Source organism: Ammoniphilus soli (genome assembly GCF_040813775.1).
Map to the genome: position 1 here is coordinate 350,271 of NZ_JBEGDL010000001.1, position 23,958 is coordinate 374,228.

Annotated in this window: 28 protein-coding genes; 27 read left to right on the forward strand and 1 reads right to left on the reverse strand. The window is 46.4% G+C overall.

What is annotated here, in order from left to right; genetic code table 11:
* Positions 1–1,206 carry a nucleotidyltransferase gene (locus ABLT31_RS01855; protein WP_367748115.1) on the reverse strand — a complete coding sequence of 402 codons (1,206 nt, stop codon included), beginning with the start codon at positions 1,204–1,206 and terminating at the stop codon, positions 1–3.
* A 115-nt stretch (positions 1,207–1,321) separates the two neighbouring features.
* Between ABLT31_RS01855 and ABLT31_RS01860 the strand changes: the two genes are divergently transcribed.
* The 27 genes from ABLT31_RS01860 to ABLT31_RS01990 all read left to right on the forward strand — a co-directional run bounded on the left by ABLT31_RS01860 (position 1,322) and on the right by ABLT31_RS01990 (position 23,904).
* Positions 1,322–1,819, forward strand: coding sequence for a YceD family protein (locus ABLT31_RS01860; RefSeq protein ID WP_367748116.1), 498 nt, complete (start codon positions 1,322–1,324; stop codon positions 1,817–1,819).
* 151 nt (positions 1,820–1,970) lie between these two features.
* A complete protein-coding gene (gene rpmF, locus ABLT31_RS01865; protein ID WP_129197036.1) occupies positions 1,971–2,144 on the forward strand; it encodes a 50S ribosomal protein L32 in 174 nt (57 codons plus the stop codon).
* A 160-nt stretch (positions 2,145–2,304) separates the two neighbouring features.
* Positions 2,305–2,880, forward strand: a complete 576-nt coding sequence (gene fapR / locus ABLT31_RS01870) for a transcription factor FapR (protein ID WP_367748119.1) — start codon at positions 2,305–2,307, stop codon at positions 2,878–2,880.
* An 11-nt stretch (positions 2,881–2,891) separates the two neighbouring features.
* Positions 2,892–3,908, forward strand: coding sequence for a phosphate acyltransferase PlsX (gene plsX / locus ABLT31_RS01875; protein WP_367748122.1), 1,017 nt, complete (start codon positions 2,892–2,894; stop codon positions 3,906–3,908).
* Entirely contained in the window at positions 3,895–4,902 is a 1,008-nt protein-coding gene (locus ABLT31_RS01880; RefSeq protein ID WP_367748125.1) for a beta-ketoacyl-ACP synthase III, read from the forward strand. The genes plsX and ABLT31_RS01880 overlap by 14 nt, the downstream gene beginning before the upstream one ends.
* A gap of 9 nt (positions 4,903–4,911) precedes the next feature.
* Positions 4,912–5,850 (forward strand): ACP S-malonyltransferase, encoded by a 939-nt coding sequence (gene fabD, locus ABLT31_RS01885; RefSeq protein WP_367748128.1) that lies wholly within the window; start codon positions 4,912–4,914, stop codon positions 5,848–5,850.
* 11 nt (positions 5,851–5,861) lie between these two features.
* The gene (gene fabG / locus ABLT31_RS01890; RefSeq protein WP_367748131.1) at positions 5,862–6,605 is read left to right on the forward strand and encodes a 3-oxoacyl-[acyl-carrier-protein] reductase; all 744 of its coding nucleotides are present in this window, start codon (positions 5,862–5,864) and stop codon (positions 6,603–6,605) included.
* Positions 6,606–6,676: 71 nt separating this feature from the next.
* Complete coding sequence (gene acpP / locus ABLT31_RS01895) at positions 6,677–6,913, forward strand: acyl carrier protein (protein ID WP_129197046.1); 237 nt, start codon at positions 6,677–6,679, stop codon at positions 6,911–6,913.
* An 86-nt stretch (positions 6,914–6,999) separates the two neighbouring features.
* The gene (gene fabF, locus ABLT31_RS01900; protein ID WP_367748136.1) at positions 7,000–8,241 is read left to right on the forward strand and encodes a beta-ketoacyl-ACP synthase II; all 1,242 of its coding nucleotides are present in this window, start codon (positions 7,000–7,002) and stop codon (positions 8,239–8,241) included.
* 17 nt (positions 8,242–8,258) lie between these two features.
* Complete coding sequence (rnc, locus tag ABLT31_RS01905) at positions 8,259–8,948, forward strand: ribonuclease III (protein WP_367748139.1); 690 nt, start codon at positions 8,259–8,261, stop codon at positions 8,946–8,948.
* Between the two features lie 18 nt (positions 8,949–8,966).
* Entirely contained in the window at positions 8,967–10,028 is a 1,062-nt protein-coding gene (locus ABLT31_RS01910; protein ID WP_367748142.1) for an elongator complex protein 3, read from the forward strand.
* A 107-nt stretch (positions 10,029–10,135) separates the two neighbouring features.
* Positions 10,136–13,708 carry a chromosome segregation protein SMC gene (smc, locus tag ABLT31_RS01915; protein WP_367748145.1) on the forward strand — a complete coding sequence of 1,191 codons (3,573 nt, stop codon included), beginning with the start codon at positions 10,136–10,138 and terminating at the stop codon, positions 13,706–13,708.
* 34 nt (positions 13,709–13,742) lie between these two features.
* Entirely contained in the window at positions 13,743–14,741 is a 999-nt protein-coding gene (ftsY, locus tag ABLT31_RS01920; protein WP_367748148.1) for a signal recognition particle-docking protein FtsY, read from the forward strand.
* Positions 14,742–14,836: 95 nt separating this feature from the next.
* Complete coding sequence (gene ylxM / locus ABLT31_RS01925) at positions 14,837–15,190, forward strand: YlxM family DNA-binding protein (RefSeq protein ID WP_367748150.1); 354 nt, start codon at positions 14,837–14,839, stop codon at positions 15,188–15,190.
* A 1-nt stretch (position 15,191) separates the two neighbouring features.
* A complete protein-coding gene (gene ffh / locus ABLT31_RS01930) occupies positions 15,192–16,550 on the forward strand; it encodes a signal recognition particle protein (RefSeq protein ID WP_367748153.1) in 1,359 nt (452 codons plus the stop codon).
* A gap of 75 nt (positions 16,551–16,625) precedes the next feature.
* Positions 16,626–16,898, forward strand: a complete 273-nt coding sequence (gene rpsP, locus ABLT31_RS01935; RefSeq protein WP_129197063.1) for a 30S ribosomal protein S16 — start codon at positions 16,626–16,628, stop codon at positions 16,896–16,898.
* Between the two features lie 28 nt (positions 16,899–16,926).
* Positions 16,927–17,154, forward strand: coding sequence for a KH domain-containing protein (locus tag ABLT31_RS01940; protein WP_367748156.1), 228 nt, complete (start codon positions 16,927–16,929; stop codon positions 17,152–17,154).
* Between the two features lie 66 nt (positions 17,155–17,220).
* Positions 17,221–17,637 (forward strand): YlqD family protein, encoded by a 417-nt coding sequence (locus tag ABLT31_RS01945; RefSeq protein WP_367748159.1) that lies wholly within the window; start codon positions 17,221–17,223, stop codon positions 17,635–17,637.
* On the forward strand, positions 17,634–18,152 hold the full coding sequence (gene rimM / locus ABLT31_RS01950; RefSeq protein ID WP_367748161.1) for a ribosome maturation factor RimM: 519 nt from the start codon (positions 17,634–17,636) through the stop codon (positions 18,150–18,152). Before ABLT31_RS01945 ends, rimM begins: the two co-directional genes overlap by 4 nt.
* Positions 18,153–18,896 carry a tRNA (guanosine(37)-N1)-methyltransferase TrmD gene (gene trmD, locus ABLT31_RS01955; protein WP_367748163.1) on the forward strand — a complete coding sequence of 248 codons (744 nt, stop codon included), beginning with the start codon at positions 18,153–18,155 and terminating at the stop codon, positions 18,894–18,896.
* A 147-nt stretch (positions 18,897–19,043) separates the two neighbouring features.
* On the forward strand, positions 19,044–19,394 hold the full coding sequence (gene rplS / locus ABLT31_RS01960; RefSeq protein WP_367748166.1) for a 50S ribosomal protein L19: 351 nt from the start codon (positions 19,044–19,046) through the stop codon (positions 19,392–19,394).
* Between the two features lie 113 nt (positions 19,395–19,507).
* A complete protein-coding gene (gene lepB, locus ABLT31_RS01965; protein ID WP_367748169.1) occupies positions 19,508–20,101 on the forward strand; it encodes a signal peptidase I in 594 nt (197 codons plus the stop codon).
* Positions 20,102–20,115: 14 nt separating this feature from the next.
* Entirely contained in the window at positions 20,116–21,006 is an 891-nt protein-coding gene (gene ylqF / locus ABLT31_RS01970) for a ribosome biogenesis GTPase YlqF (protein WP_367748172.1), read from the forward strand.
* A 186-nt stretch (positions 21,007–21,192) separates the two neighbouring features.
* Positions 21,193–22,011, forward strand: coding sequence for a ribonuclease HII (locus ABLT31_RS01975; protein ID WP_367748175.1), 819 nt, complete (start codon positions 21,193–21,195; stop codon positions 22,009–22,011).
* Complete coding sequence (locus ABLT31_RS01980) at positions 21,999–23,255, forward strand: hypothetical protein (RefSeq protein ID WP_367748178.1); 1,257 nt, start codon at positions 21,999–22,001, stop codon at positions 23,253–23,255. The genes ABLT31_RS01975 and ABLT31_RS01980 overlap by 13 nt, the downstream gene beginning before the upstream one ends.
* Positions 23,252–23,536 (forward strand): EscU/YscU/HrcU family type III secretion system export apparatus switch protein, encoded by a 285-nt coding sequence (locus ABLT31_RS01985; protein WP_367748181.1) that lies wholly within the window; start codon positions 23,252–23,254, stop codon positions 23,534–23,536. Before ABLT31_RS01980 ends, ABLT31_RS01985 begins: the two co-directional genes overlap by 4 nt.
* Complete coding sequence (locus ABLT31_RS01990) at positions 23,533–23,904, forward strand: YraN family protein (RefSeq protein ID WP_367748184.1); 372 nt, start codon at positions 23,533–23,535, stop codon at positions 23,902–23,904. The genes ABLT31_RS01985 and ABLT31_RS01990 overlap by 4 nt, the downstream gene beginning before the upstream one ends.
* The last annotated feature ends 54 nt before the right edge of the window (positions 23,905–23,958 follow it).

Below are 23,958 nucleotides of genomic sequence, written 5' to 3' on the forward strand. Positions count from 1 at the left end.
CTACCAAAGGATTGGGGGGCGGGCAAATTCGGACAGTTCTTCGGTCTGCTTTTCAGGATAGCCTAAACGGTAGACGGAAGCAGCACGAAGATCAAGTTCCAGCATGGAGCTCTGATTTTTGCCTATTCGGCTGATAAGAGGAACTTTCATGCTATGTTTCGCTGCTTGCAGCAATTTTCGCCCTTTCTCCGAAAACCCAAGTACTCGGACATAAGAAACCCCCTGTGCAGGGTTCAGTGCCGCCATTTGTTTCTTCTGAAGGTTTAAGAGAATATATAAAAGGGCCCTCTGCAATCGATTCCATGTATATCTTTTGGTTTTAATCCCTTCCATGAGCTCGTTGAATCCTAAGGCTGTCGGGGAGATTTTTTTGATGCGATGTTCCAGTCCTTCCTCGATCTCGTGGATCAAGGACAGCTCTTGACCCGATTTAACGGTGAGACTATGCTTAAGGAAAGGGTAGAATGGATCCCAGCTCATGGGGAATCGATGCTCCGTCTTCTCCCTTTGCAATATGTCAAAAGTAGTTCTAGGGACATATGGCTGAATGGCCTCTAGATTTTCTTCAAAGATTAATTTTCTCAGGGCGGTTGCACTTGCTATTCTCGCATCCGTAATCTCCGTTTGATGATAACCGGCTTTTTGTCTAGTAATGGTTGCAGGTTGCATGGGGCTAGATAAACGTTTTAAGGCAAGTACATAATTTAAGCCGAGTATATTGTTGGGCTGAGCCAATAGTTGTTCATCTATTCCTACAAGAGAAGAGGCAGCGCGTGCGTATGCCCGAGGATATGGAAGGCCTTCTTGCAGCGATGCTTTGAGTATCGATTTAAAGGCTTCGGGTTCATGGACGAGGTGCTCGGCAAGGTGCTGTATCCAATCGATATTGCCGCTTTCGCTGCCGAAACAAACTTGATGGACAGCGCCTAAGGCATCTAATGTAGAAATGGCTCCAAAGGCAAACATTTCTGCATTCTGTGTGCAATAGGCCGCAGGAAGCTCGAGAACTAGATCGATGCCGATGGATAATGCCATTTCCGCTCTGGCCCATTTGTTTACAATAGCGGGCTCTCCACGCTGCAAAAAGTTTCCGCTCATTACGGCGACGGCGGCATCTGCTCCCGTAACTCGAATGGATTCGCGATAGTGATGCAAATGGCCGTTATGAAGCGGATTATATTCTACGATAAGTCCGACGACTTTCATGAACGTTCCTCGCTTTCATTCTTCTTAGATTCTTATTATAGAGACAAGCTTTCTTATTGACAAACGCAAGCTGGGAAATATATAATAGTTTCTGTTGTCTTAGGAGTGATTTTTGATGATAATTCAAGTGAAAGAATTGGAAAAGGCAACGGGAAGGTTCCAAGATCTAGAAGGACCTGTTGATGTTGGAAGCATCCGGCAGCCGGGTGTTGCACTTGAGGATTTTCGCTTCAGCGGGAAGGCGCGCAAGGAAGGGGAAATTGTTTTTGTAGAAGGAACCCTATCCGGCGATCTGAAGACCAAATGTGCTAAATGTCTTGCTCCAGCGGTCTATTCCTTCGAGACCCACTTTGAAGAAGGATTCACTGAGGGAGAGGTAGACGAGGAAAGCGATCTTCATTCGTACCAGGGAGGCAAGATCGAACTGGATCCCTTATTCGATCAGGTGATTATGCTTGAGATGCCTCAAGTTTTTACCTGTACGGATGAATGCAGAGGCCTTTGCCCAACCTGTGGGATTAACCGAAATGAGCAGCCTTGCGCTTGCGTGAATGAACGGATAGATCCCCGATTAGCCGATTTAGCCTTGTTCTTTAACAAAGACAAAAGCTAGTTAAGGTTATTTCTGGTGCTGATCCTATAGGGGAGCATCAGTTATAATATATTTCTTTCGTAAAACCCCATGGTAGTACGAAGAAGAACCTTGAATCAATCCATTAACACTCATAAAAAGAGTGCAAGAATATCCGAAGGGGGTGGAAGAAATGGCAGTACCTCAAAGAAGAACTTCCAAAACTCGCAAGAGAATGCGCCGTACTCACTTTAAGCTAGAAGTACCAGGTATGGTAAAATGCCCAAATTGCGGAGAATATAAATTAGCTCATCGTGTTTGCAAAGCCTGCGGATCTTACAAGGGCGAAGAAGTGGTAAACAACTAGTGAGTTCATAAGGCAAGGCGCCATGGTGCCTTGCCTTTTTGATGCGAAAGCTTAAGTCCGATGATTTTCGACAGTTTCAGCCTGTTGCAGGGGCTGGTTTTTTTTTATATACTCTTAGTACCAGGTAACAAAATCCTTACAGACACATCTCATCATGGCGGTGAGGAACATACCACGTTTAAAGAAACAAGAAAGACAGAACAGATTAGCCAATGAATTGCAAATAAATCCCTTCCTTACAGACGAGGAATTAGCTCAGTCGTTTTCGGTCAGTATACAAACCGTACGGCTCGATCGTATGGAACTCGGGATTCCCGAATTGCGGGAACGAATCAAACATGTGGCCGAACAGAAGCTTGACCCCGTCAAGTCTCTGCAGTTGAATGAGGTTATCGGAGAATTGCTTGATTTGCAGTTGGATCATAGTGCAATCTCCCTGCTAGAGATTCGGGAAGAGCATGTTTTCTCCCGTACCTTGGTTGCTAGAGGGCATTATATTTTCGCCCAGGCGAACTCGCTTGCTGTGGCGGTAGTCAATGCGGATGTGGTGCTGACAGGTGCAGCAAGGATTCGGTTTATCCGTCCAATCAGGCTGGGTGAGAAACTTTTAGCAAAGGCAACCGTGCGGTCTGCTGCCGGGCAAATCAAAGTCAGAGTAGAAACGAGGGTAGAAGGGGAGCTGGTTTTCAGCGGGACATTCCGAGTGTTCAAGGCGACGGATTTGCATAAACCATAGGAGGGAAAGCGTTGAAGATCGCGGTTGATGCGATGGGTGGCGATCATGCTCCCCACGCAATTGTGGAAGGGGCGCTTCAGGCAGCTCAAGCGTTACCGGATGTACATATCATTTTGGTTGGAGATGAAACTCGGATTAAGCCGCTTGTAGGAAGTCATCCTCCACCTAACATTGAACTTATTCATGCATCTGAAATCATCACACCGGACGAAAAGGAACCTGCCAAAGCGATTCGCAGAAAGAAGGATTCCTCAATGGCTGTTTCCTTAGATCTGGTTAAGGAAAAGCAGGCTGATGCCGTGATTTCTGCCGGGAATACCGGCGCATTCATGTCGGGAGGCATCTTTATAACCAAAAGGATTGAGGGAGTGGAACGGCCTGCTTTAGCTCCTATTCTGCCCACATTGGAAGGGAAGGGCGTGCTTGTCCTCGATGTAGGGGCGAATATGGATGCGAAGCCAGAGCATTTGCTTCAATATGCGATTATGGGCAATATCTACGCCCAACATGTCATGGGCATTTCACGACCAAGGATCGGCTTGCTTAATGTGGGCACAGAAGAATTGAAGGGAAACGAACTCACGAAAGAAGCTTTTTCTTTGTTTGAAGGGCAATCCTTTCATTTTATCGGCAATGTTGAAGCGAGGGACATTCCTTTCGGTGTTTGCGATGTCGTGGTATGTGACGGTTTTTCAGGGAATATATTATTGAAGTCCATGGAAGGCATAGCCAACGCTGTATTCCAGGTGATGAAGGATGAATTTTCTCGTTCGTTGATCTCAAAGCTGGGAGCAAGCCTTTTGAGACCCAGCTTTCGGGGGATTAAGAAAAAGATGGATTATACGGAATATGGAGGAGCCCCGTTACTGGGGCTGCAAGGCAAGTGCATTAAAGCCCACGGTTCCTCCAATGCCCACGCCGTTAAGAATGCCATTGTGCAAGCCGTCCGATTTGTGGAGAAAGATGTCATTGGACATATCAACCATGAGGTGAATCCGGAAAGAGGGGAAAGGGATGCAGAAGCTTAAATCCGTAGGAATTTTAGGTACAGGAACTTATGTCCCTAACAAGGTCCTCACCAATCAGGATCTTGAAAAAATGGTAGATACTTCGGATGAGTGGATCGTCACTAGAACAGGGATTCGGGAAAGAAGAATTAGCGGGGAAGATGAAGCAGCCTCAGATCTTGCCTATCAAGCTGCACAAAAAGCTTTGGAGATGTCTGGAATTACAGCTGATCAATTGGATTTGATTATCGTTGCAACGGTTACGCCGGATACAGCGTTCCCCTCAACGGCCAATATCTTACAGGATCGATTAGGGGCTACTAAGGCTGCAGCTTTTGATTTGGCGGCAGCCTGCACCGGATTCCTTTATGGGATTGCGACAGCCAGCCAATTTGTCCAGAATGGACTTTATCGCTATGCTTTGGTCATCGGTGTCGAGTGCTTATCCAAAATCGTGGACTGGACCGATCGCAACACTTGTGTTCTCTTTGGAGATGGGGCTGGAGCTGCGGTCCTTGGGACGGTAGAGGAAGGGCATGGGTTTCTCTCCTTTGATCTTGGTTCTGACGGAAAAGGGGGGGAGTTGCTTAAACTTCCTGCAGGGGGTTCACGGATGCCGGCGTCCAATGAAACGGTGGCGAGCCGGCTGCATTACATATATATGTCAGGCGGAGATGTGTTCAAGTTTGCTGTCCGTGCGATGGGATCTTCTGCAGAAGCTGCTTTGGAGAAAGCCGGGCTAACAAAAGAGGATATTGATTTCCTCGTCCCTCATCAGGCGAATATGCGCATTATTGATGCTGCTGTAAAGCGTTTAGGTGTATCAAAGGATAAAGTGGTCGTAAATCTGGACCGATATGGGAATATGTCCGCTGCCTCGATTCCGGTTGCTCTAGACGAAGCGGTGCGCAAGGGAAGTATCCAGCAAGGGGATCACCTGGTGCTGGTTGGCTTTGGCGGTGGATTGACCTGGGGGGCAACCGTTCTAAGATGGAGTATGAAAGAAAAGGAGTAGTGCGACGATATGGGTAAAATTGCGTTGGTTTTCCCGGGACAGGGATCCCAGTACGTGGGAATGGGGAAGGAAGCACAACAGAATAGCAAGGCGGCTGCAGGGATTTTCGCCCAAGCTGATGACGCTTTAGGTTTTTCCTTGAGCCAGCTTTGTTTTGAAGGTCCGGAAGAACAATTGAAACTGACGGTAAATACACAACCTGCGATTCTTACTGCGAGTATTGCCGTATTGGAATGGTTAAAGGAAACGGTCGAAATAACGCCTTCTTTTGTCGCCGGGCATAGCTTAGGGGAGTATTCTGCGCTTGTGGCTGCAGGGGCCATGAGCTTCAAGGATGCGGTTCTTGCGGTACGCTCAAGAGGGCAGTTCATGGAGGAGGCTGTACCTGCAGGTGAGGGAGCGATGTCCGCTGTCCTCGGCATGGATCGGGACAAGCTCCGAGCCATTTGTGAGGATATCACGGCAAGCGGCGATCCCGTTCAATTGGCTAACCTCAATTGCCCGGGGCAAATTGTCATATCCGGGTCAGCCCAAGGGGTTGCTAGGGCGGGAGAGGAAGCGAAATCCCAGGGCGCGAAGCGTGCCATCCCTCTCAATGTAAGCGGACCGTTTCACTCTAGCCTATTACAGCCTGCTTCCGTAAAGCTCGAGCAAAGGCTAAAGGAATTAAAGGTTGAGGATGCAAGTATTCCTGTGGTGGCGAATGTGTCGGCACAAGCCTTGACTGATGCGAACGATATATTTACCTCCTTAGTCGAACAGGTTTCTTCACCTGTATTATGGGAGGATTCGATCCAATACATGGTTAGCCTTGGGGTAGACACGTTTATTGAAGTGGGCCCAGGTACCGTACTGGCGGGATTAATTAAGAAAATTGATCGATCAGCTAAGGTTTTTTCTATTCAAGATGCAGCTTCATTGAATAAGTTTAAAAGCGAATGGGTATAGAGGTGATAGGGATGGTACAAAACAAGGTAGCTGTCGTTACAGGGGCATCACGAGGTATAGGGCGTTCCATTGCTTTGGCGCTGGCTGAATCCGGGGCTGATGTCGTTGTGAACTATGCGGGAAGTGAGCAAGCGGCAAGAGAAGTAGCGAGTGAAATCGAAAAGCTGGGAAGAAAAGCTCTAGTCGTTCAGGCTGATGTGGCCGACAGCGAGCAAGTAGCCCAGTTGATTCAGCAAACGATTGAAGCATTTGGACGAGTCGATGTTCTTGTCAATAATGCAGGAATTACTCGAGATAATTTGCTGATGAGAATGAAAGATGATGAATGGGATGATGTGATTGCCACGAATCTGAAGGGCGTATACAACTGCATCAAAGCCGTTACACGGCCCATGATGAAGCAGCGCTCGGGTAGAATCATCAACATTTCCTCTGTTGTAGCAGCCTTAGGGAATGCTGGACAAGCTAACTATGTAGCCGCAAAAGCTGGAGTTATCGGGTTAACCAAATCGGTAGCCAGAGAGCTCGCAAGCAGGGGAATTACAGTAAATGCTGTGGCCCCGGGCTTTATTGAAACCGATATGACAGCTAAGCTGAGCGAAGAGATTCAATCCGGCTTGATGAATCAGATCCCGCTTGGGCGATTGGGCAAGCCGGAAGACATTGCTCAGATGGTCCGTTTCTTGGCCTCTGATCAATCGTCTTACATTACTGGACAAACTTTCCACGTGGATGGCGGAATGTACATGGGTTAAGGAATTTTTTGAGGCTTGGACTAGTTTTCCATACGAAGTTTAAGTATAATACCTGAGAGGAGGTGAAGGTAATGGCAGACGATATCTTGGAAAGAGTGAAAAAGATCATTATTGATCGCCTTGGTGTGGATGAATCAGCTATCACGTTAACAGCTTCTTTTAAAGAAGATTTGGGAGCGGACTCTCTAGATGTTGTTGAATTGGTTATGGAATTGGAAGACGAATTCGACATGGAAATCTCTGATGAGGATGCAGAAAAAATCTCCACTGTGGGCGATGTAGTGGAATACATAAAGTCCCACAAATAATCACGAAAGTCCCGTTCATCATGACGGGACTTTCCTTTAAGTTTCAAGGTTTCATTATTCCAAGAATGGTATTTTGAGGTGATAGGATGAAAAATCGAGTTGTCATTACCGGTATGGGTGTCATCTCTCCAATCGGGAAATCGGTTGAGGAATTTTGGGAGAATTTATTGGCCGGAAAGTCCGGCGTTGATCATATTACAGCTTTTGATGTTTCCGACTATCCGACACGCATTGCGGCGGAAGTGAAGGATTTTAACCCGGAAGAATTTATGGATAAGAAAGAAGTGAAGAGAACAGATCGCTTTGTTCAATTCGCCATTGCAGCAGCTAAGTTAGCGATGGAAAATGCTGGACTGAATATGGAAGAAGTAAACCGTGATCGTGTTGGGGTTTATGTGGGTTCAGGCATCGGAGGCCTGGGTACCTTCGAAGACCAGCATCGTACCCTTTTAGAGAAGGGACCGAAGCGAGTCAGTCCATTTTTTATTCCTATGATGATTGCGAATATGGGATCTGGCCTGGTCTCCATCATTTTAGGGGCAAAAGGGCCAAACAGCGCGGCTGTTACAGCTTGTGCCACAGGAACCAATTCGATCGGGGATGCTTTTAAGATCATTCAGCGCGGAGAAGCCGATGTCATGTTTGCAGGCGGTTCGGAAGCAACCATTCGTCCTACTGGCTTGGCTGGGTTCTGTTCAGCTAAAGCGATGTCGACAAGAAATGACGAACCCCAAAAGGCTAGCCGCCCATTTGACCTGGATCGTGACGGATTCGTCATGGGCGAGGGATCGGGTGTTCTTGTCCTGGAGTCACTCGAGCACGCGAAACAGCGCGGGGCAAACATCTTGGCAGAGATTGTGGGTTATGGGATGAGCGGAGACGCCCATCACTTGACCATGCCGGCTCCAGAAGGGGAAGGAGCGGCTCGGTGCATGAACATGGCTATTCGGGATGCAGGTATTAATCCTGAAGATATTGATTATATTAATGCCCATGGCACATCGACGGAATACAATGACAAGTTTGAAACGATGGCCATTAAAGCGGCGCTTGGAGATCACGCCTACAAAGTTGCCGTAAGCTCAACCAAATCGATGACGGGACATTTGCTTGGGGCAGCCGGAGCCATTGAAGCAATCGCGTGCGTGAAGGCCATTCAGGAGCAAATTATTCCTCCTACGATTAATTATGAGACTCCAGATCCGGATTGTGACTTAGATTATGTACCGAATGTGGCAAGAAAGGCTAAGGTCAATGTGACGTTGTCCAATTCCCTTGGTTTCGGCGGACACAATGCAACCATTATCATTAAAAAGTTTGAAGAGTAATATTTAGGTGGAATAACGTGGACTTTCAACAATTACAAAATACAATCGGAATCCAATTTAATAATGAAAAGCTCATGAAACAGGCGTTTACCCATTCCTCGTACGTCAATGAACATCGGGGGAAGCCTTTTCAGGACAATGAACGTTTGGAGTTTTTAGGGGATGCCGTTCTTGAGCTGACCGTTTCGCAGTTTTTATTCACCCACTTTCCTAAGATGTCTGAAGGGGAGATGACGAAGCTGCGTGCGGCTATCGTCTGTGAACCATCACTCGTTCGTTTTGCCGAATCCTTGCAGTTTGGAAAATTGGTGCTGTTGGGCAAAGGGGAGGAAATGACGGGAGGAAGACAACGGCCAGCACTTTTAGCGGATTGTTTCGAAGCCTTTATCGGCGCGCTTTACTTGGACCAAGGATTGCCGACTGTGACAAGCTTCCTTAACCAGTTTGTGTTTCCCTCCGTGGACCGGGGAGAGTTTATGAAGGTAACCGATTATAAAAGCCAGCTTCAGGAGCATGTCCAGCATGATAATTTGGGAGAGATCTCTTACCGCATTATTGAAGAAAAAGGCCCCGCCCATAATCGAGAGTTCGTTTCTGAGGTATTGCTGAACGGCATATCGATGGGGGCAGGGAAAGGGCGCTCCAAAAAGGAAGCGGAACAGCATGCAGCAGCTGTGGCTATCGAAAAACTTGGCATCAAGCGATGAGGAAAGGGAAACGTTCAGATGATTCATCGACGAATTGCTCTATTTGTTCCCCATCAAGGTTGCCCTAAAGACTGTACGTTTTGCAACCAGTCCAGGATTACAGGGCAAAAGCGGGAAGAGAGGCTTACTGAAGAACAAGTCCGGCAAACGATTGAACAACATTTAGCCACCATCGCGGAAGGCGTATATGTTGAAATTGCTTTTTTTGGAGGCAGCTTTACCGGTTTGCCACGATCCTACCAAAAAATGCTGTTAGGTGTTGCGAAAGAGTATATTGATGCTGGCCTTGTTCAGGGGATACGCTTCTCTACCCGACCTGACTATATAGCTGACCATATTATGGAGTTCATCTTGCCCTTTGGCGTAACGGCTATTGAATTAGGGACACAGTCCCTCGATGACACGGTACTCGAGCTTTCTCAACGGGGACACACTGCGGCTCAGGTAGAAAAAGCGGTACAAATTATACGGAAATATCCTCAGGTGCAAGTTGGCTTGCAGTTGCTGCCGGGCTTGCCGGGGGATACGAAGGAAATTGCTTTGCAGACCACGAGACAAGCCATATCCTTGCAGCCGGATTTTGTTCGGATCTATCCTGCTCTGGTCATTGCAGGAACAGAATTGGAGCGGCAATATCGGACAAAGCAGTATACGCCGCTCACGGTAGAAGAAGCCGTAGATATGGTGGCCAGCATGTGGGTTTTGTTTATGAAGGCGAATATTCCTGTTATCCGCATAGGCCTGCACTCTTCAGAGGATCTGCGCTCGGAAGGGACTATTATCGCAGGTCCGTTTCACCCTTCTTTCCGTCAGTTGGTTGAAGCTGAGCTTTTCCATAGGCTGTTAAAGAAAATAGCAGAAGAAAGGCCTCACGGTGTGGAGCGGTTGGTGATTCACCCTGCCGATGAAACAGCTGTACGCGGGCTGCGTGGCATGAACTGGAAGAAATTCCAGCAGCACTATGAAACCTTGGCTCCTCAGCTTGTCCTTGATCCCACAGCCATGCGGCATGAGATCCAATGCATCGGAAAAGACGGATACTCCATTCTATATCGCTTGTCATCGTTAGAATCCAGTTAAGCATTAACTGGGTTCTTTGTCTTCTTTGGGTTAAAGTATGATAAAATAATTCAAGTCCAGGAGAAGGATCATCTGAGAGAGAGCAAACTGGGTTAGGGGGAAGGGACATGTATTTAAAGCGCCTAGAACTTATAGGCTTTAAATCCTTTGCCAACCGGACGGAGCTGGAGTTTGTGCCAGGGGTAACGGCTGTCGTAGGACCAAACGGGAGCGGAAAAAGCAACATATCCGATTCGATTCGCTGGGTATTGGGGGAACAAAGCGCAAAATCCCTTCGCGGAAGCAAAATGGAAGATATTATCTTCGCAGGGAGTGATGCGCGCAAACCTGTGAATTACTGTGAAGTTTCCCTAACGTTAGATAACTCCGACCATACGCTAAAGATTGATTATAGCGAGGTTACGATCTCGCGCAGGGTGTATAGGTCTGGAGATAGTGAATATTACATCAACAAGCAATCCTGCCGACTTCGAGACATCATTGAATTATTTATGGATACAGGAGTAGGGAAAGAAGCCTATTCGATCATTGGTCAAGGCAGAATTGAGGAAATCTTAAGTACAAAATCGGAAGACCGAAGAGGAATTATTGAAGAAGCAGCCGGCATTGTAAAGTATAAGGCACGCAAGAAGGAAGCTGAAAAAAAGCTGGATGAAACGGAAGCCAATCTGGTTCGAATTTCAGACATCGTTTCCGAAATATCCGATCAGATTGAGCCGTTGAAAGAACAAGCGGATAAAGCCAAACATTATCTTTCCTTACAAGAACAACTCAAACAACAGGAAATTGGCCTATATGTCTATCAAATCGAAAATCTGAATGATCTTTGGAATGAAACGAAGAAACAAGTTATTCATCTCAAGGAGCAGCATGCTGTAAGCTCCTCGGAGCTAAGTGCCATTGATGCCCAGCTTTCCAGTTGGCGCTGGAAAATGAGTGAGCAGGACGAACAGCTGGAAAAGTGGCAGGTCAACTTGTTGAAGGTGAGTGAGGAAGTAGAAAAAAACGAGGGAAAAAGAGAAGTCCTTCGGGAACGAAAGAAGAACGTCCGGGAAAACCATAAATTAGCAGTGGAAAAACAAGCACAGCTTCAGGTTCGCATGGAAGAGCTTACCAAGCAGCTGGAGACCGAAAAAGAGCTTCTTGTTCAGCTGGAAACGGACTGGAAAGCGGTACAGCTTCAGCTTAAGGCTCAAGAAGGCTTGTTGAGTGAGGTAACCAAGGGCTTGGAAACCGATGTGGAGCAGCTGAAAAGCGATTATATCGAGTTGCTGAATCAAGTGGCATCTACGAAAAATGATCTCCGGCACTGTGAACAGGCGATTGAGCAGACCTTAAGGAAAAAAGAGCGGCTCCAAGAGCAACTCCTGGATTTGGCAAGCCAGCAAAACCAAGTGGATCTAAAAATGAAAGATGCGCAGAGCAAGCTCGATCTGACGACATCGGCTATTGACCAATCCATTACTGCCTACAAAGAGATTGTTTTAAAGCAACGAGAGAAGCAAGCTGAGAAAGAAGAGCAGGCAAGCGCCTTGCAAAAGCTCGAACAGAAAATAGAATCCATGTCCTCCAGAAGAGATGTACTGCAAGAAATGCAATCTGCGTTTACTGGATTTATGCAAGGGGTAAAGGAAATTTTAAAGGCAAGAGAAAAAGGATTTACGGGAATACAGGGGGCCATCGCGGAGCTGTTATCCGTTCCATCCCAATATGAGACTGCGTTGGAGGTAGCTCTAGGAGGGGCATTGCAGCATGTGGTTGTAGACAATGAAGCTGCAGGAAGAAAAGCCATTCTTTGGCTAAAGGAAAATCGTCTCGGCCGGGCGACTTTTTTACCGCTTGATGTGATACGTTCCCGACGCATTTCCGGCCAAGATGAGTCTTTGCTGCGAAAGAACCAGGGGATTGTGGGGGTAGCTTCTGATCTGGTAGAATGTGATCCCAAATACCGCCATATTAGTGAAAATTTGCTGGGTTCGGTCATCGTGACAGAAACCTTGGAACAGGCGAATATGGCAGCCCGAAAAACAGGATACAGATATCGGTTTGTGACCCTGGATGGGGATGTTGTCAATCCTGGGGGAGCGATGACGGGAGGAACGATTCAACAGAAAAGCACAAACCTGCTAGGTCGATCCCGGCAATTGGAGGAGCTGGAACAAGCCCTGCAGCTTGCCAAAGGTACCCGGCAGGATCTCGTGTTTTCGCTGGCTAAGCTTGCCGATGAGCTAAAGGATATCCAACAGCAGCAGGAAGAGCTTCGGATTCAAGGGGAGCAAAGGAGGATTCAGGAGCAAGAAGCCAAAGGCCTCCTTAACCAAATCGAAATGGAGGCTCGTAACTTTAGTGAACGAAATAAAGTGCTTGAGCATGAATTGAAAACGATCCTAGACGAAAAGCAGTTCCATCAGGATCGTCAAAACTTACTTGCCAAGCAATTAAAGGAGCACGAGGCAGAAGAGGTGGCCTTGAAGAAGCAAATTAGCGATATCGAGACACACCGCTCCAATCTTCAGCATAGCAAGGAAGAACATGCGCAGGTAATTACCGAATTAAAAGTAAGATCTGCTGAACTGCGCAAGCAGCAAGAAGCTGGAAAAGCCATTATTCAAAGATTGCAGGAAGAGTTGGATACCCAGCGTTCCGAATGGAATAACGGAGAAGGATATGTCAAAAACTTGGCTGATCTCATGGAAGGCAACATGGAAAGTGAGGAACAGCTAGATCAGTTGATCCAAAAATACCGCGCCGAGAAAGAAGCCGTCAGCAAGCAAATTATCCGCATTAAGCAAGAGCGGACCGAGACGCTGCAGCAAATTGAAAAGCTGGAAGCGGAGGCAAAAGGAAGCCGAAAGCAAATTAAGGATTTGGAAGATCGTCTGCATAAGGAAGAAATGAAGGCAGGTCGCTATGACGTAGAGTTGGATAATGTATTGCAAAAGCTGCAAGAGGAATACGAGCTAACCTATGAATTGGCCAAAGAAAGGTTTGCTCTTCCAGAAGATCCGAAGGCGACAGCGGAACAGGTTAACCTATTAAAGAAACAGATTCAGGGACTGGGAGCGGTAAACATTGGCGCCATAGATGAATATGATAGGCAGTCAGAAAGGCTCAATTTCCTAACTGGCCAAAGCCGCGACTTAGAGGAAGCCAAGGAAACCCTTTACAAGGTTATTCGGGATATCGAAGAAGAGATGTCAAGAAGATTCCTGGAGACCTTCGAGCAAATTCGGGCTGAGTTTCAGCAAGTCTTTACCCATTTGTTTGTCGGTGGCCGAGCGGACTTACAGCTGTCTGATCCCAGTCAGGTCCTGACGACCGGAATAGATATCGTTGCCCAGCCTCCGGGCAAGAAGCTTCAGAATCTTGCCCTGCTATCGGGGGGAGAGAAGGCCTTAACGGCGATAGCCTTGCTATTTGCTATCCTGCGAGTCAAGCCCGTTCCCTTCTGTGTACTGGATGAAGTGGAAGCTGCTTTGGATGATGCGAATGTTTATCGCTTTGCTGAGTATTTGCGCCAGTTTAGCGGGCAAACCCAGTTTATTTGCGTTACGCATCGCAAAGGGACCATGGAGGGAGCTGACGTGCTGTATGGCGTCACCATGCAGGAGTTTGGCGTATCCAAGCTTGTCTCTGTCAAATTAGAGGATAAGTCTTCGTTTGTTTCAGAAACAGCTTAAAGATTGGATAACTGATGAATATGGAGGGTTCTGCGTGAACTTTTTTAAAAAGCTAAAAGACAAGATTTCACTAAAAACAGAAGAAGTTACGGTCAAGTTTAAAGATGGCTTAACGAAAACGCGGGAGGCTGTGGTGGGCAAGGTAGAAAATCTTGTTCGCCGCTATAAGAAGATTGATGAAGAGTTCTTTGAAGAGCTGGAAGAAATTCTAATTTCTGCCGATGTTGGGGTCAATACCGTAATGGAGCTGGTGGACGAGCTCCGCAAGGAAGTAAAAAAGCAGCGTATTGAAGATGCAGCCCAATTAAAACCTTTAATTTCCGAGAAGCTGGTGGGCCTGTTCAAGGAAAATACAGCGGACTATTCGCTGAATATCCAGGAAGGTCGCTTAAACATCATCATGTTTGTAGGGGTCAATGGCGTAGGAAAAACCACAACCATTGGCAAAATGGCGCATATGTTTAAGCAGCAAGGCAAGAAGGTGCTATTGGCAGCCGGTGATACCTTCCGCGCAGGCGCTATTGAACAGTTGGAAGTATGGGGCCAGCGCGTCGGTGTGGACGTGGTGAAGCACCAGGCCGGTGCGGATCCAGCAGCAGTGGTTTATGACGGAATACAGGCTGCTCGTTCAAGAGGGGCGGATATTCTCCTCTGTGATACGGCAGGAAGGCTGCAGAACAAGGTCAATTTGATGGAGGAACTCAACAAGGTTTATCGAGTCATTGCTCGCGAGATTCCGGATGCCCCTCACGAAACCCTGCTTGTTCTAGATGCCACTACGGGTCAAAATGCGATGAATCAAGCCAGGGCGTTTGGTGAAGCAACCAAGGTCTCAGGCATTGTCTTGACGAAGCTGGATGGTACGGCCAAAGGCGGAATCGTGATTGCGATTAGCAATGAGCTGAAAACGCCTGTGAAATATGTTGGTTTGGGAGAAAAAATGGACGACTTGCAGCCCTTTGATCCGGAACAGTTTATCCACGCCCTGTTTACAGGCTTTATGGACGAAACGGAAGCAGAGGAAACGGTTTAATTGGCGTAAAGTTTTTTTCTTGACATTGGCCTGTTGGATAGGTATTATAGATTCCTGTAAAGATATTTTCTTGACTTCAATTTTAGGGGAATCCAATGCTCGAGAAAACAAATCGGGTAAACTTATTATTCGATTTTTATGGACCTTTGCTCAAGGACCGGCCGAGGCAGTTCCTCGAGATGTACTATAGGGAAGATCTTACCTTGAGTGAAATTGCTGAAATTATGGAAGTGACTCGTCAAGCAGTATACGACCAGGTGAAGCGAACGGAAGCCGTTCTGGAACAATATGAGAACAAACTTCAGTTGTTGTCTCGGCATGAAGAAAGACATTCGCGGATAAGCCGCCTTCTTGACTTAGTGGATGCTGAATCCCAGGGCTGGGATGTGGAGAGTATTCGTGCTTTAGTTAAGGAACTGGCTGAGTTGGAATGGAATGAGGAGGCATAACATGGCCTTTGAAGGTTTAGCCAATCGACTGCAGGCAACTTTTGACCGGTTGCGGGGCAGAGGGAAAGTGACAGAAGACGATGTCAACGAGATGATGCGGGAAGTCCGCCTTGCCTTGTTGGAAGCTGATGTCAATTTTAAAGTGGTCAAGGATTTTGTGGCCAAGGTGAAGGAAAGAGCTATTGGACAAGAGGTTCTTAAATCTTTGAGTCCAGGTCAGCAAGTCATTAAAGTCGTCAATGATGAGCTGACGGAGCTTATGGGCGGAACGCAAAGCAAAATAGCCCACGCCAATAAGCCGCCAACTGTTGTAATGATGGTTGGTTTGCAAGGGGCAGGGAAAACCACAACAACGGGGAAGCTTGCTAAACATCTTCTCAAGCAAAACCGAAAGCCTCTTCTCGTTGCAGGAGATATTTATCGCCCTGCTGCCATTAAGCAGCTACAGGTGTTAGGTGAACAATTAAAGGTTCCTGTTTTTTCTTTGGGTGATCAAGTCAGTCCTGTCGAAATTGCAAAACAGGCGATCGAAAAGGCAAAGACCGATCATCATGATTACGTCCTCATTGATACCGCCGGGAGACTTCATATTGATGAAAAGCTGATGGACGAGTTGAAGGATATAAGGGCTTCTGTGAACCCCCACGAGATTTTGCTTGTCGTTGATGCGATGACGGGGCAGGATGCCGTGAATGTGGCAGAAAGCTTTAACAGTCAACTGGAGCTTACCGGAGTTGTATTAACAAAACTTGACGGGGATACCCGAGGTGGTGCCGCCTTATCGGTTAAAGCTGTAACAGGAAAGCCGATCAAGTTTGCGGGGATGGGCGAGAAGATGGATGCCCTGGAGCCATTCCACCCTGACCGTATGGCTTCCAGAATTTTGGGGATGGGCGATGTGCTATCCCTAATCGAGAAGGCACAAGAGGCTGTGGATCAGGATAAGGCCAAGGAAATGGAGCGAAAGCTGCGCAAAGCGGAATTTACGTTTGAAGATTTCCTTGAGCAGATGACCCAGGTTCGAAAAATGGGGCCTCTGGAAGATTTGCTTGGAATGATTCCCGGAATGAACAAGGTAAAGGGAATGAAGGATCTTAAGATTGATGACAAGGCAATCAATCGAGTCGAAGCGATTGTCAAGTCGATGACGACTGAAGAAAAGCAAAATCCAGAGATCTTAAAGAGTGCTAGCCGCAAGAAGCGCATTGCTAAAGGAAGCGGGACAACGGTTCAGGAAGTCAACCGCTTCATTAAGCAGTTTGAAGATATGCGGAAGATGATGAAGCAGTTTGGTAAGATGGCCGATCAAGCCAAGAAGAAAAAAGGGAAAGGAATGTTTAAATTCCCTTTTATGCCTTAGTACAGGCTTTATTCCTGGAATAGAAGAATATGTAACAAGCAAACTATAACAATTTACTTAGGAGGCAAGATTATTATGGCAGTAAAAATTCGTTTAAAGCGTATGGGTGCAAAGAAAACTCCTTTCTATCGTGTAGTAGTGGCTGATTCCCGTTCTCCTCGTGATGGCCGTTTCATCGAAGAAATCGGATACTATAATCCAGTTGCTCAACCTGCAGTAGTAAACATTGATCAGGAAAAAGCAGTAAAGTGGATGTTGACAGGAGCTCAACCTACAGATACTGTTCGCAACCTGTTCAGCAAGGCTGGTATCTTGAAGCAAGTTCACGAAGCAAAATACCAAAAGTAATTGATCCTTTAGGGAGGGAAAGCTTAGCATGAAGCCATTGATTGAGGTTATTGCCAAAGCGCTAGTAGATCACCCTGAGGAAGTACGCATCAATGAAGTCGAAAAAGATCGCCTTACCGTTTATGAGCTGTCCGTCCATGCAGAAGACATGGGAAAAGTCATTGGCAAACAGGGGCGTGTCGCCAAGGCGTTGCGTTCGGTTGTCAATGCGGCAGCTGTGAAGGAAAATAAGCGTGTTACGATCGATATAGTATAATGTTCAGGAAGCTGGGATGCCGTTATGGAATTCCCAGCTTTTTAAGCTTTTCAAGGAGGACGGCTTATGAAGCTGAAGCGTACCGTATTGCTGAAAATGGTTTTGACCCCTGACCTCCGAAGCGAATTACGGGAAGAATACGAAGGGTTTATCCGCAAATACGAAGTGGAATTAGAACAGCTTCATTTTCAGAGTAAGAAATGGATTCAAGAGGCTTTAAGAAAAGGCCCTGATGCCCAAAAGATTGTGCAAGACAGGCTTCAAAAAGAGGAAAAAGCGCGCAAAGATAAAGTGAAGCAATATACCGAGATGCTTCATCAGCTTTCGCTTTTGCCGGACGAAAGCGAAATAGTCCATTCCCAATTGGAGGGGGAAGTTGAAGTAAACATCGGCGACCATTGGGATAAACTAATTGGCAAATCGGAAATTGTTGTACGTGACGGAATTGTCATCGAGATTCGAGAAGGAGGCGTGAAATCATGACGGCGCGCTATTATGATGTTGGAAAAATCGTAAATACTCATGGGATTAAGGGAGAGCTCAAAATTCACTCCGTTACGGATTTTCCTGAGGAGCGATATCGAAAGGGCAGCAAGCTATTATTGTTTCACGGCAGCGTAGGAGAGCCTTTAAATGTGACGGTAGAGACAGCAAGGCTTCATAAGAATACATATATCGTAAAGTTTAAGGAATATGGGAACATCAATGATGTTGAGAAATATAAGGGTGGTACTCTAAAGGTCCCGGAAGATCAGCGAATGGATTTAGAAGAAGATGAGTTTTACTATGATGATATCATAGGCTGTGAAGTCTGGACGGATCAAGGAAATAAGCTAGGCGTTGTAAAAGAGATCATTACCACGGGAGCAAATGATGTGTGGGCAGTTGAAACAGAGGAAGGAAAAGAGGTCCTTTTGCCTTTTATTGAAGAATGTATTCTTGAGGTAGATATACCGAATCAAAAGGTGACGGCTCATATCATGGAAGGGTTGATGTAAGTGCAAATCGACATCTTAACCTTATTTCCGGAGATGTTTACAGGGGTCCTGGGAACGAGTATTGTAGGTAAAGCGGCCGAAAAAGGTCTTGTTTCATTTCGTACCCTCAATTTTCGTGAGTTCTCGGTGAATAAACACGGCCAGGTGGATGATTATCCTTACGGTGGCGGTGCGGGTATGGTCCTGCGGCCTGAGCCCCTGTTTCATGCGGTAGAGTCCTTAACCGAAGACACAGAGAAAAAGCCCAGAGTGATTCTGATGTGTCCCCAAGGAGAAAGGTATACCCAAAAAAAGGCGGAAGAGCTTGCAAAAGAAGAGCATCTCATTTTTTTATGCGGTCATTACGAGGGCTATGACGAACGGATTCGCCAATACTTGATCACAGATGAAATTTCGATTGGGGACTTTATCCTAACGGGCGGGGAACTGCCGGCTATGACGATTATAGACAGCATCGTCAGACTTTTGCCAGGGGCACTCGGCAATGAAGTGTCTGCGCACACGGATTCCTTCAGTACAGGGTTGCTAGAACACCCCCATTATACTCGCCCCGCAGAGTTTAGGGGATGGAAGGTACCCGAAATTCTCCTTTCTGGCCATCATGCAAAAATTGAGGAGTGGAGAAAAAAAGAATCGCTAAAGCGGACCTTGCAGAGAAGGCCGGATATGCTAGATCGTATTTTAGCGGAAAATCCTGAGCTGACGAAGCTATTGGATGAGATAAGGAAGGAAGAACAAAAATAGTTAGACGCAAGGGTTGATCTCCTCGTTAATATGTGATAAAATGCTTTTTGTTGGGCTTTTTGCCCGTATTACGGTGGTCCGCTGTCGCTGAGAAGACATTCGCTCTTTCCTCACGATATGAACGCTGGTTGGAAGGAGGAAATTACTATGAAGCAAATTCTTCGCGAAATTACTCAAGAACACTTGAAGTCTGACATTCCTGCGTTTCGACCTGGTGACACAGTTCGTATTCACCTTAAGGTTATCGAGGGACAGCGCGAGCGTATCCAGCTATTCGAAGGTGTTGTTATCAAGCGCCGCGGAACTGGAGTAAGTGAAACTTTCACTGCACGTAAGATCTCTTACGGAGTAGGTGTTGAACGTACATTGCCATTGCATTCTCCCAAGATCGAAAAGATCGAAGTGATTCGCTATGGTAAAGTTCGTCGTGCGAAGCTTTACTACTTGCGTGAGCGTGTGGGTAAGGCAGCTCGTATCAAAGATCGCATTCGCAAATAAGGCTGAAAGGAGCTTGGGGACAAGCTCCTTTTTTCAGCTTCTTGGAATATTGCTAATTGTACCTGAAAAGATTACATATAATCAATACATACAGCCTATAGGGAGGAGAAGGAATGGATCAACAAGAAACCAACCAACAAGAACAAGCGGTCCAGCAAGAAAAGCCTAAAAATGAAGTGTGGGAATGGCTGAAGGCCTTGGCCATTGCTGTCGTTCTGGCCTTTGTCATTCGTTCCTTCTTATTTGCTCCTTTTGTCGTGGATGGAACCTCAATGATGCCAACCTTACACGATAGAGAGCGGCTTATTGTTACAAAGTTAATTTATTTCATCCAGGAACCATCCCGTGGAGATATTATCGTATTCCATGCTACGGCGGAAAGAGATTATATCAAGAGGGTCATTGCAGTTGGCGGAGATAAAATCGAAATGAAGGCAGATCAATTGTATATCAATGATCAGCCTGTGGATGAACCCTATCTGGATGAATTTAAACAACAAGCCCTTGCGGAAGGCTACCCTCTAACCGGAGATTTTGGACCCATTGATGTTCCAGAGGGTGAAATCTTTGTAATGGGGGATAATAGAAGAAATAGTAAAGACAGCCGTGCTATCGGAACGGTACCGTTAGATACGGTCGTAGGAAGGGCTGACGTCGTTTTTTGGCCATTGACTGATTTCCGCTTTCCGAATAAAACAGACAAATAAGCAGGTGACTAGTTATGACCATTCAGTGGTTTCCGGGGCATATGGCAAAGGCCCGCAGACAGGTTACGGAAAAACTGAAACTGATTGATGTGGTAATCGAGCTGCTTGATGCAAGATTGCCGCTTTCCAGTCGGAACCCGATGATAGATGAGATCGTAAAGGATAAACCGAGGTTAGTGCTTTTAAATAAGACTGATCTGGCTGATCAAAAGGTAACAGATCAATGGATTGAGTATTTCCGCTCAAAACAGCTCACTGCCATGGGGATCGATGCTTTATCCGGAAAAGGGGTCCATAAGATTCCTGATCAGTGCAGGAAGCTTGTAGAGCCGATCATGGAGAAGCGTCGAGCCAAAGGTATGAATGACCGCGCGGTGCGGGTAATGATCCTGGGTATTCCCAACGTAGGAAAGTCTTCCTTGATCAATCGCCTGGCCGGGAAAAAAGTCGCTCAAACAGGAGATCGCCCTGCGGTTACCAAATCCCAGCAGTGGGTCAAGATGACGGATGGTCTAGATCTTCTGGATACTCCAGGCATTTTGTGGCCGAAATTCGAAGACCCGCTAGTCGGGTACAGATTGGCAGCAAGCGGTGCGATTAAGGATGAAATCTTGGATGTTGGAGAAGTAGCCCTTTTTGTCACCGAATATCTGCGAATGTATTACCCTGAGCAATTAACTGATCGCTTTAAAATGGAAGACATTCCAGAAGATCGAATCGAGCTTCTGGAGGAGATTGGAAGAAAACGCGGATGCATCATGGGAAGAGGTCAAGTGGATTACGATAAAGTAGCCCAGCTCATCCTTCGGGAGCTTCGTTCCGGCAAAATGGGACTAATTTCCTTAGAACGACCGGATGACCAATTCTCCATTGATCTCCTGCGATCGGAACTAGCTGAAACATGATACAATGAACGTATGGGTCGATGACCTGTGCGTTTTTTTTGTGGATTCATTGGTAGGGCTTACGGATCTCCGACCGAGACGATCAATGCTTATGTCGGGAGAAAGATAAGGGAACAAACTTCCTTTATATCAGGAAAGTTCGAAGGGAAGATCTTTATAACGGAAGAATATTCCCTTATCTTACCCATGAAATCATTAACAGCCGCCGGAAAGGAACGAAACATCATGAATCATATACATACACTTACGATAAAAGAAATCAAAAATCTACTGGAAAGTGAGGAACTGGATCCATCCGTATGGCAAACACTAGCTTCCGATACCCGGCAAGGAGTCAAGCAACTCCTCACTCAGCATCAAAAAAAGATTGACCGCCAGCGTCTTCTTGAAGAGCATTGGGTCCACATGACGACTCAAGAAAGACGTCTGAGGACTCTAGGCTATCGTTCTATAGCTGGCGTGGATGAGGTCGGGAGAGGCCCCCTTGCTGGTCCTGTAGTGGCAGCCGCCGTCATTCTACCGGAAGATTTTAAGCTCATCGGGTTAAATGACTCGAAAAAAGTCTCTCCTGCTTTAAGAGAAAGCTACTATGAAGTAATCGTCGATCAAGCGGTATCATATTCCGTGGCTTTTGCCTCTCCAGAAGAAATCGATCACATGAATATCTACCAAGCCACGATGAAAGTCATGCGCAGTTGTGTAGCAAGTCTTTCTCATCAGCCTGACATCTGTTTAGTTGACGGATTGGAGGTCAAACAGTTTCCGGTTCCCCAATTAGCTTTAGTCGGCGGCGATGGCTTAAGTGCTTCGATTGCTGCGGCCTCTATTATAGCTAAGGTGACTAGGGATCGCTGGATGGAAGAGGCAGCGGCCCTTTATCCACAGTACGGATTCGACAGTAATGCAGGCTATGGGACACCTGAACATTTGTCTGCCATCGCCCAGTTTGGTCCTTGTCTTCTCCATCGGAAGTCCTTTGGCGGGGTAAAGGAATGGGTATTATGATTAATGGTGCTCTGATTCATCGTATATTGCAGAATCCCTCTGCATTAGCGGGAGCATCAATGGAGATCAGGCCTGGACAAATTCTGAAAGGAAAAGTACTCGAATTATTGCCGGGCAGCCAAGCTATTGTGCAATTGGAAAAGATAAAGGTCGTGTCCCGGCTGGAAGCATCGTTAAGGCCAGGGGATAAAGCATGGTTTCAGGTTCAGGCAAATCAAGGAAAGGTTGTATTGAAACTACTCGCCGATGAGGGGAAAAGTTCCCAAAAGGACGATCCTTTATTGTCCCTGGCAAGATCTCTTGGTTTGGGAGACAATCCGGAACACAAAATGTTGTTGGAGCGGATCGTCAACGAACAAATCCCATTATCCAAAGAGCATATCTACCAGCTCAAAGAACTACTGCGAGAACTGGGAATAGACCAGAACATCGTCGAGGCAACGTTAGTCGCGTTGAAAAGGGAGATACCCTTAGCCAGAGATGTTATTCAAGGTTTATCCGCGTTCCTTTTCGGATCCGATATCATCGACTTAATGAACGAGCTGAAAAATGAAGTGAGACATTGGAAAGCAGAACCATCCAATGAGCAAACGGAAAACCTATTGGAAAAATTGCAAATGAAGTTAGATAGCTTGTTGCAGTTCCGATCAGATCCTATAAGGTCGGGTCCTGACCTGGCCAGGTGGTTTCATGAAATCGGTGTTCATTGGGAAAACCAAATCGGTAGGGAGCAACCGCTAGAAAACGATTCATTGAAATCAATTTTATTGCAATTAAAGGATGCGCTGCCTTTGGAGTCCTCAGCGAAGCTTCTTTCTTTTGTTACGGGTCAGCAGCTTTTTCTGGCTCCATCAGAATCCGTATTCCAACAGCTTATTTTGCATATTCCGTTCTTGCCGTTCGAGCATGCCTTCGCACAGGTTGAAGGAAAGAAGAAGCCAAATGGAGAATTGGATCCTGATAACTGCCGACTGCTTTTTTATTTGCAGTTTCCTCATTTGGGCAACTTGTTGCTGGATGTTAGGATTATTGAGCGGATGGTGGGTGTGGAATTCCATGGGGAGGAAAAGAGGCTAACAGCCCATTTGCTAGATTTTAAGCAGGAGCTTCAACGTTCTTTACAAGCACAAGGCTATCGTCTTTCATCCGTGAAGATCACCTTACCAAAGGATAAAGAACCCGGCGCTCGTATGTTACCCAAAGGACTAGCTATGCCTTATAAAGGGGTCGATTTTCGTATATGACGAATGAGCAAAAACCTATCAAAAGAGCTGCAGCCATCACCTATTCTACAGGAGAGTATGAAGCTCCAATAGTGTCAGCGAAGGGAAAAGGCGAGATTGCGGATTCCATAATAAAAAAAGCGCAGGAGCATGGAATTCCTATACAAGAGGATAAAGCATTGATAGAACTGCTCTCCAAAATCGAACTCCATCAGCAGATTCCGCCGGAATTATTCCAGATTGTTGCTGAAATTTTGGCAAGTGTTTATCGGATGGAGAGAAAGGCCAGGGGAGAATCATGACATTTAATTCAGTTCAACAAGGGCGTTATGGAGAGGATATGGCGGTTCTTTTCTTAAAAGACCGTGGTTATCAAATTCTAGATCGGAACGTTCGGATGTTGCGGTGCGAGATGGATGTGGTGGCACAGTTAGACAGCGTGATTATTTTTGTTGAGGTGAAGGCGCGCTCGAATGAAAGGTATGGGAAAGGATTTGAACAAGTTACACTTCAGAAGCAAAAAAGGCTTATTCGGTTTGCTCAGCTTTACCTCACTCGAAATAAGCTAGAAGATCGCCTGATGAGGTTCGATGTCATTTCCATTACCCTCGACCCTGCCAGCGGAAAAGCAAATAAGCTTGAGCACTATACCAATGCGTTCGGATTATAAGAGGCGCTAAAATAGGCGCAAAAATGGGGATTTGCCTTACTTCATCCGCTTCGT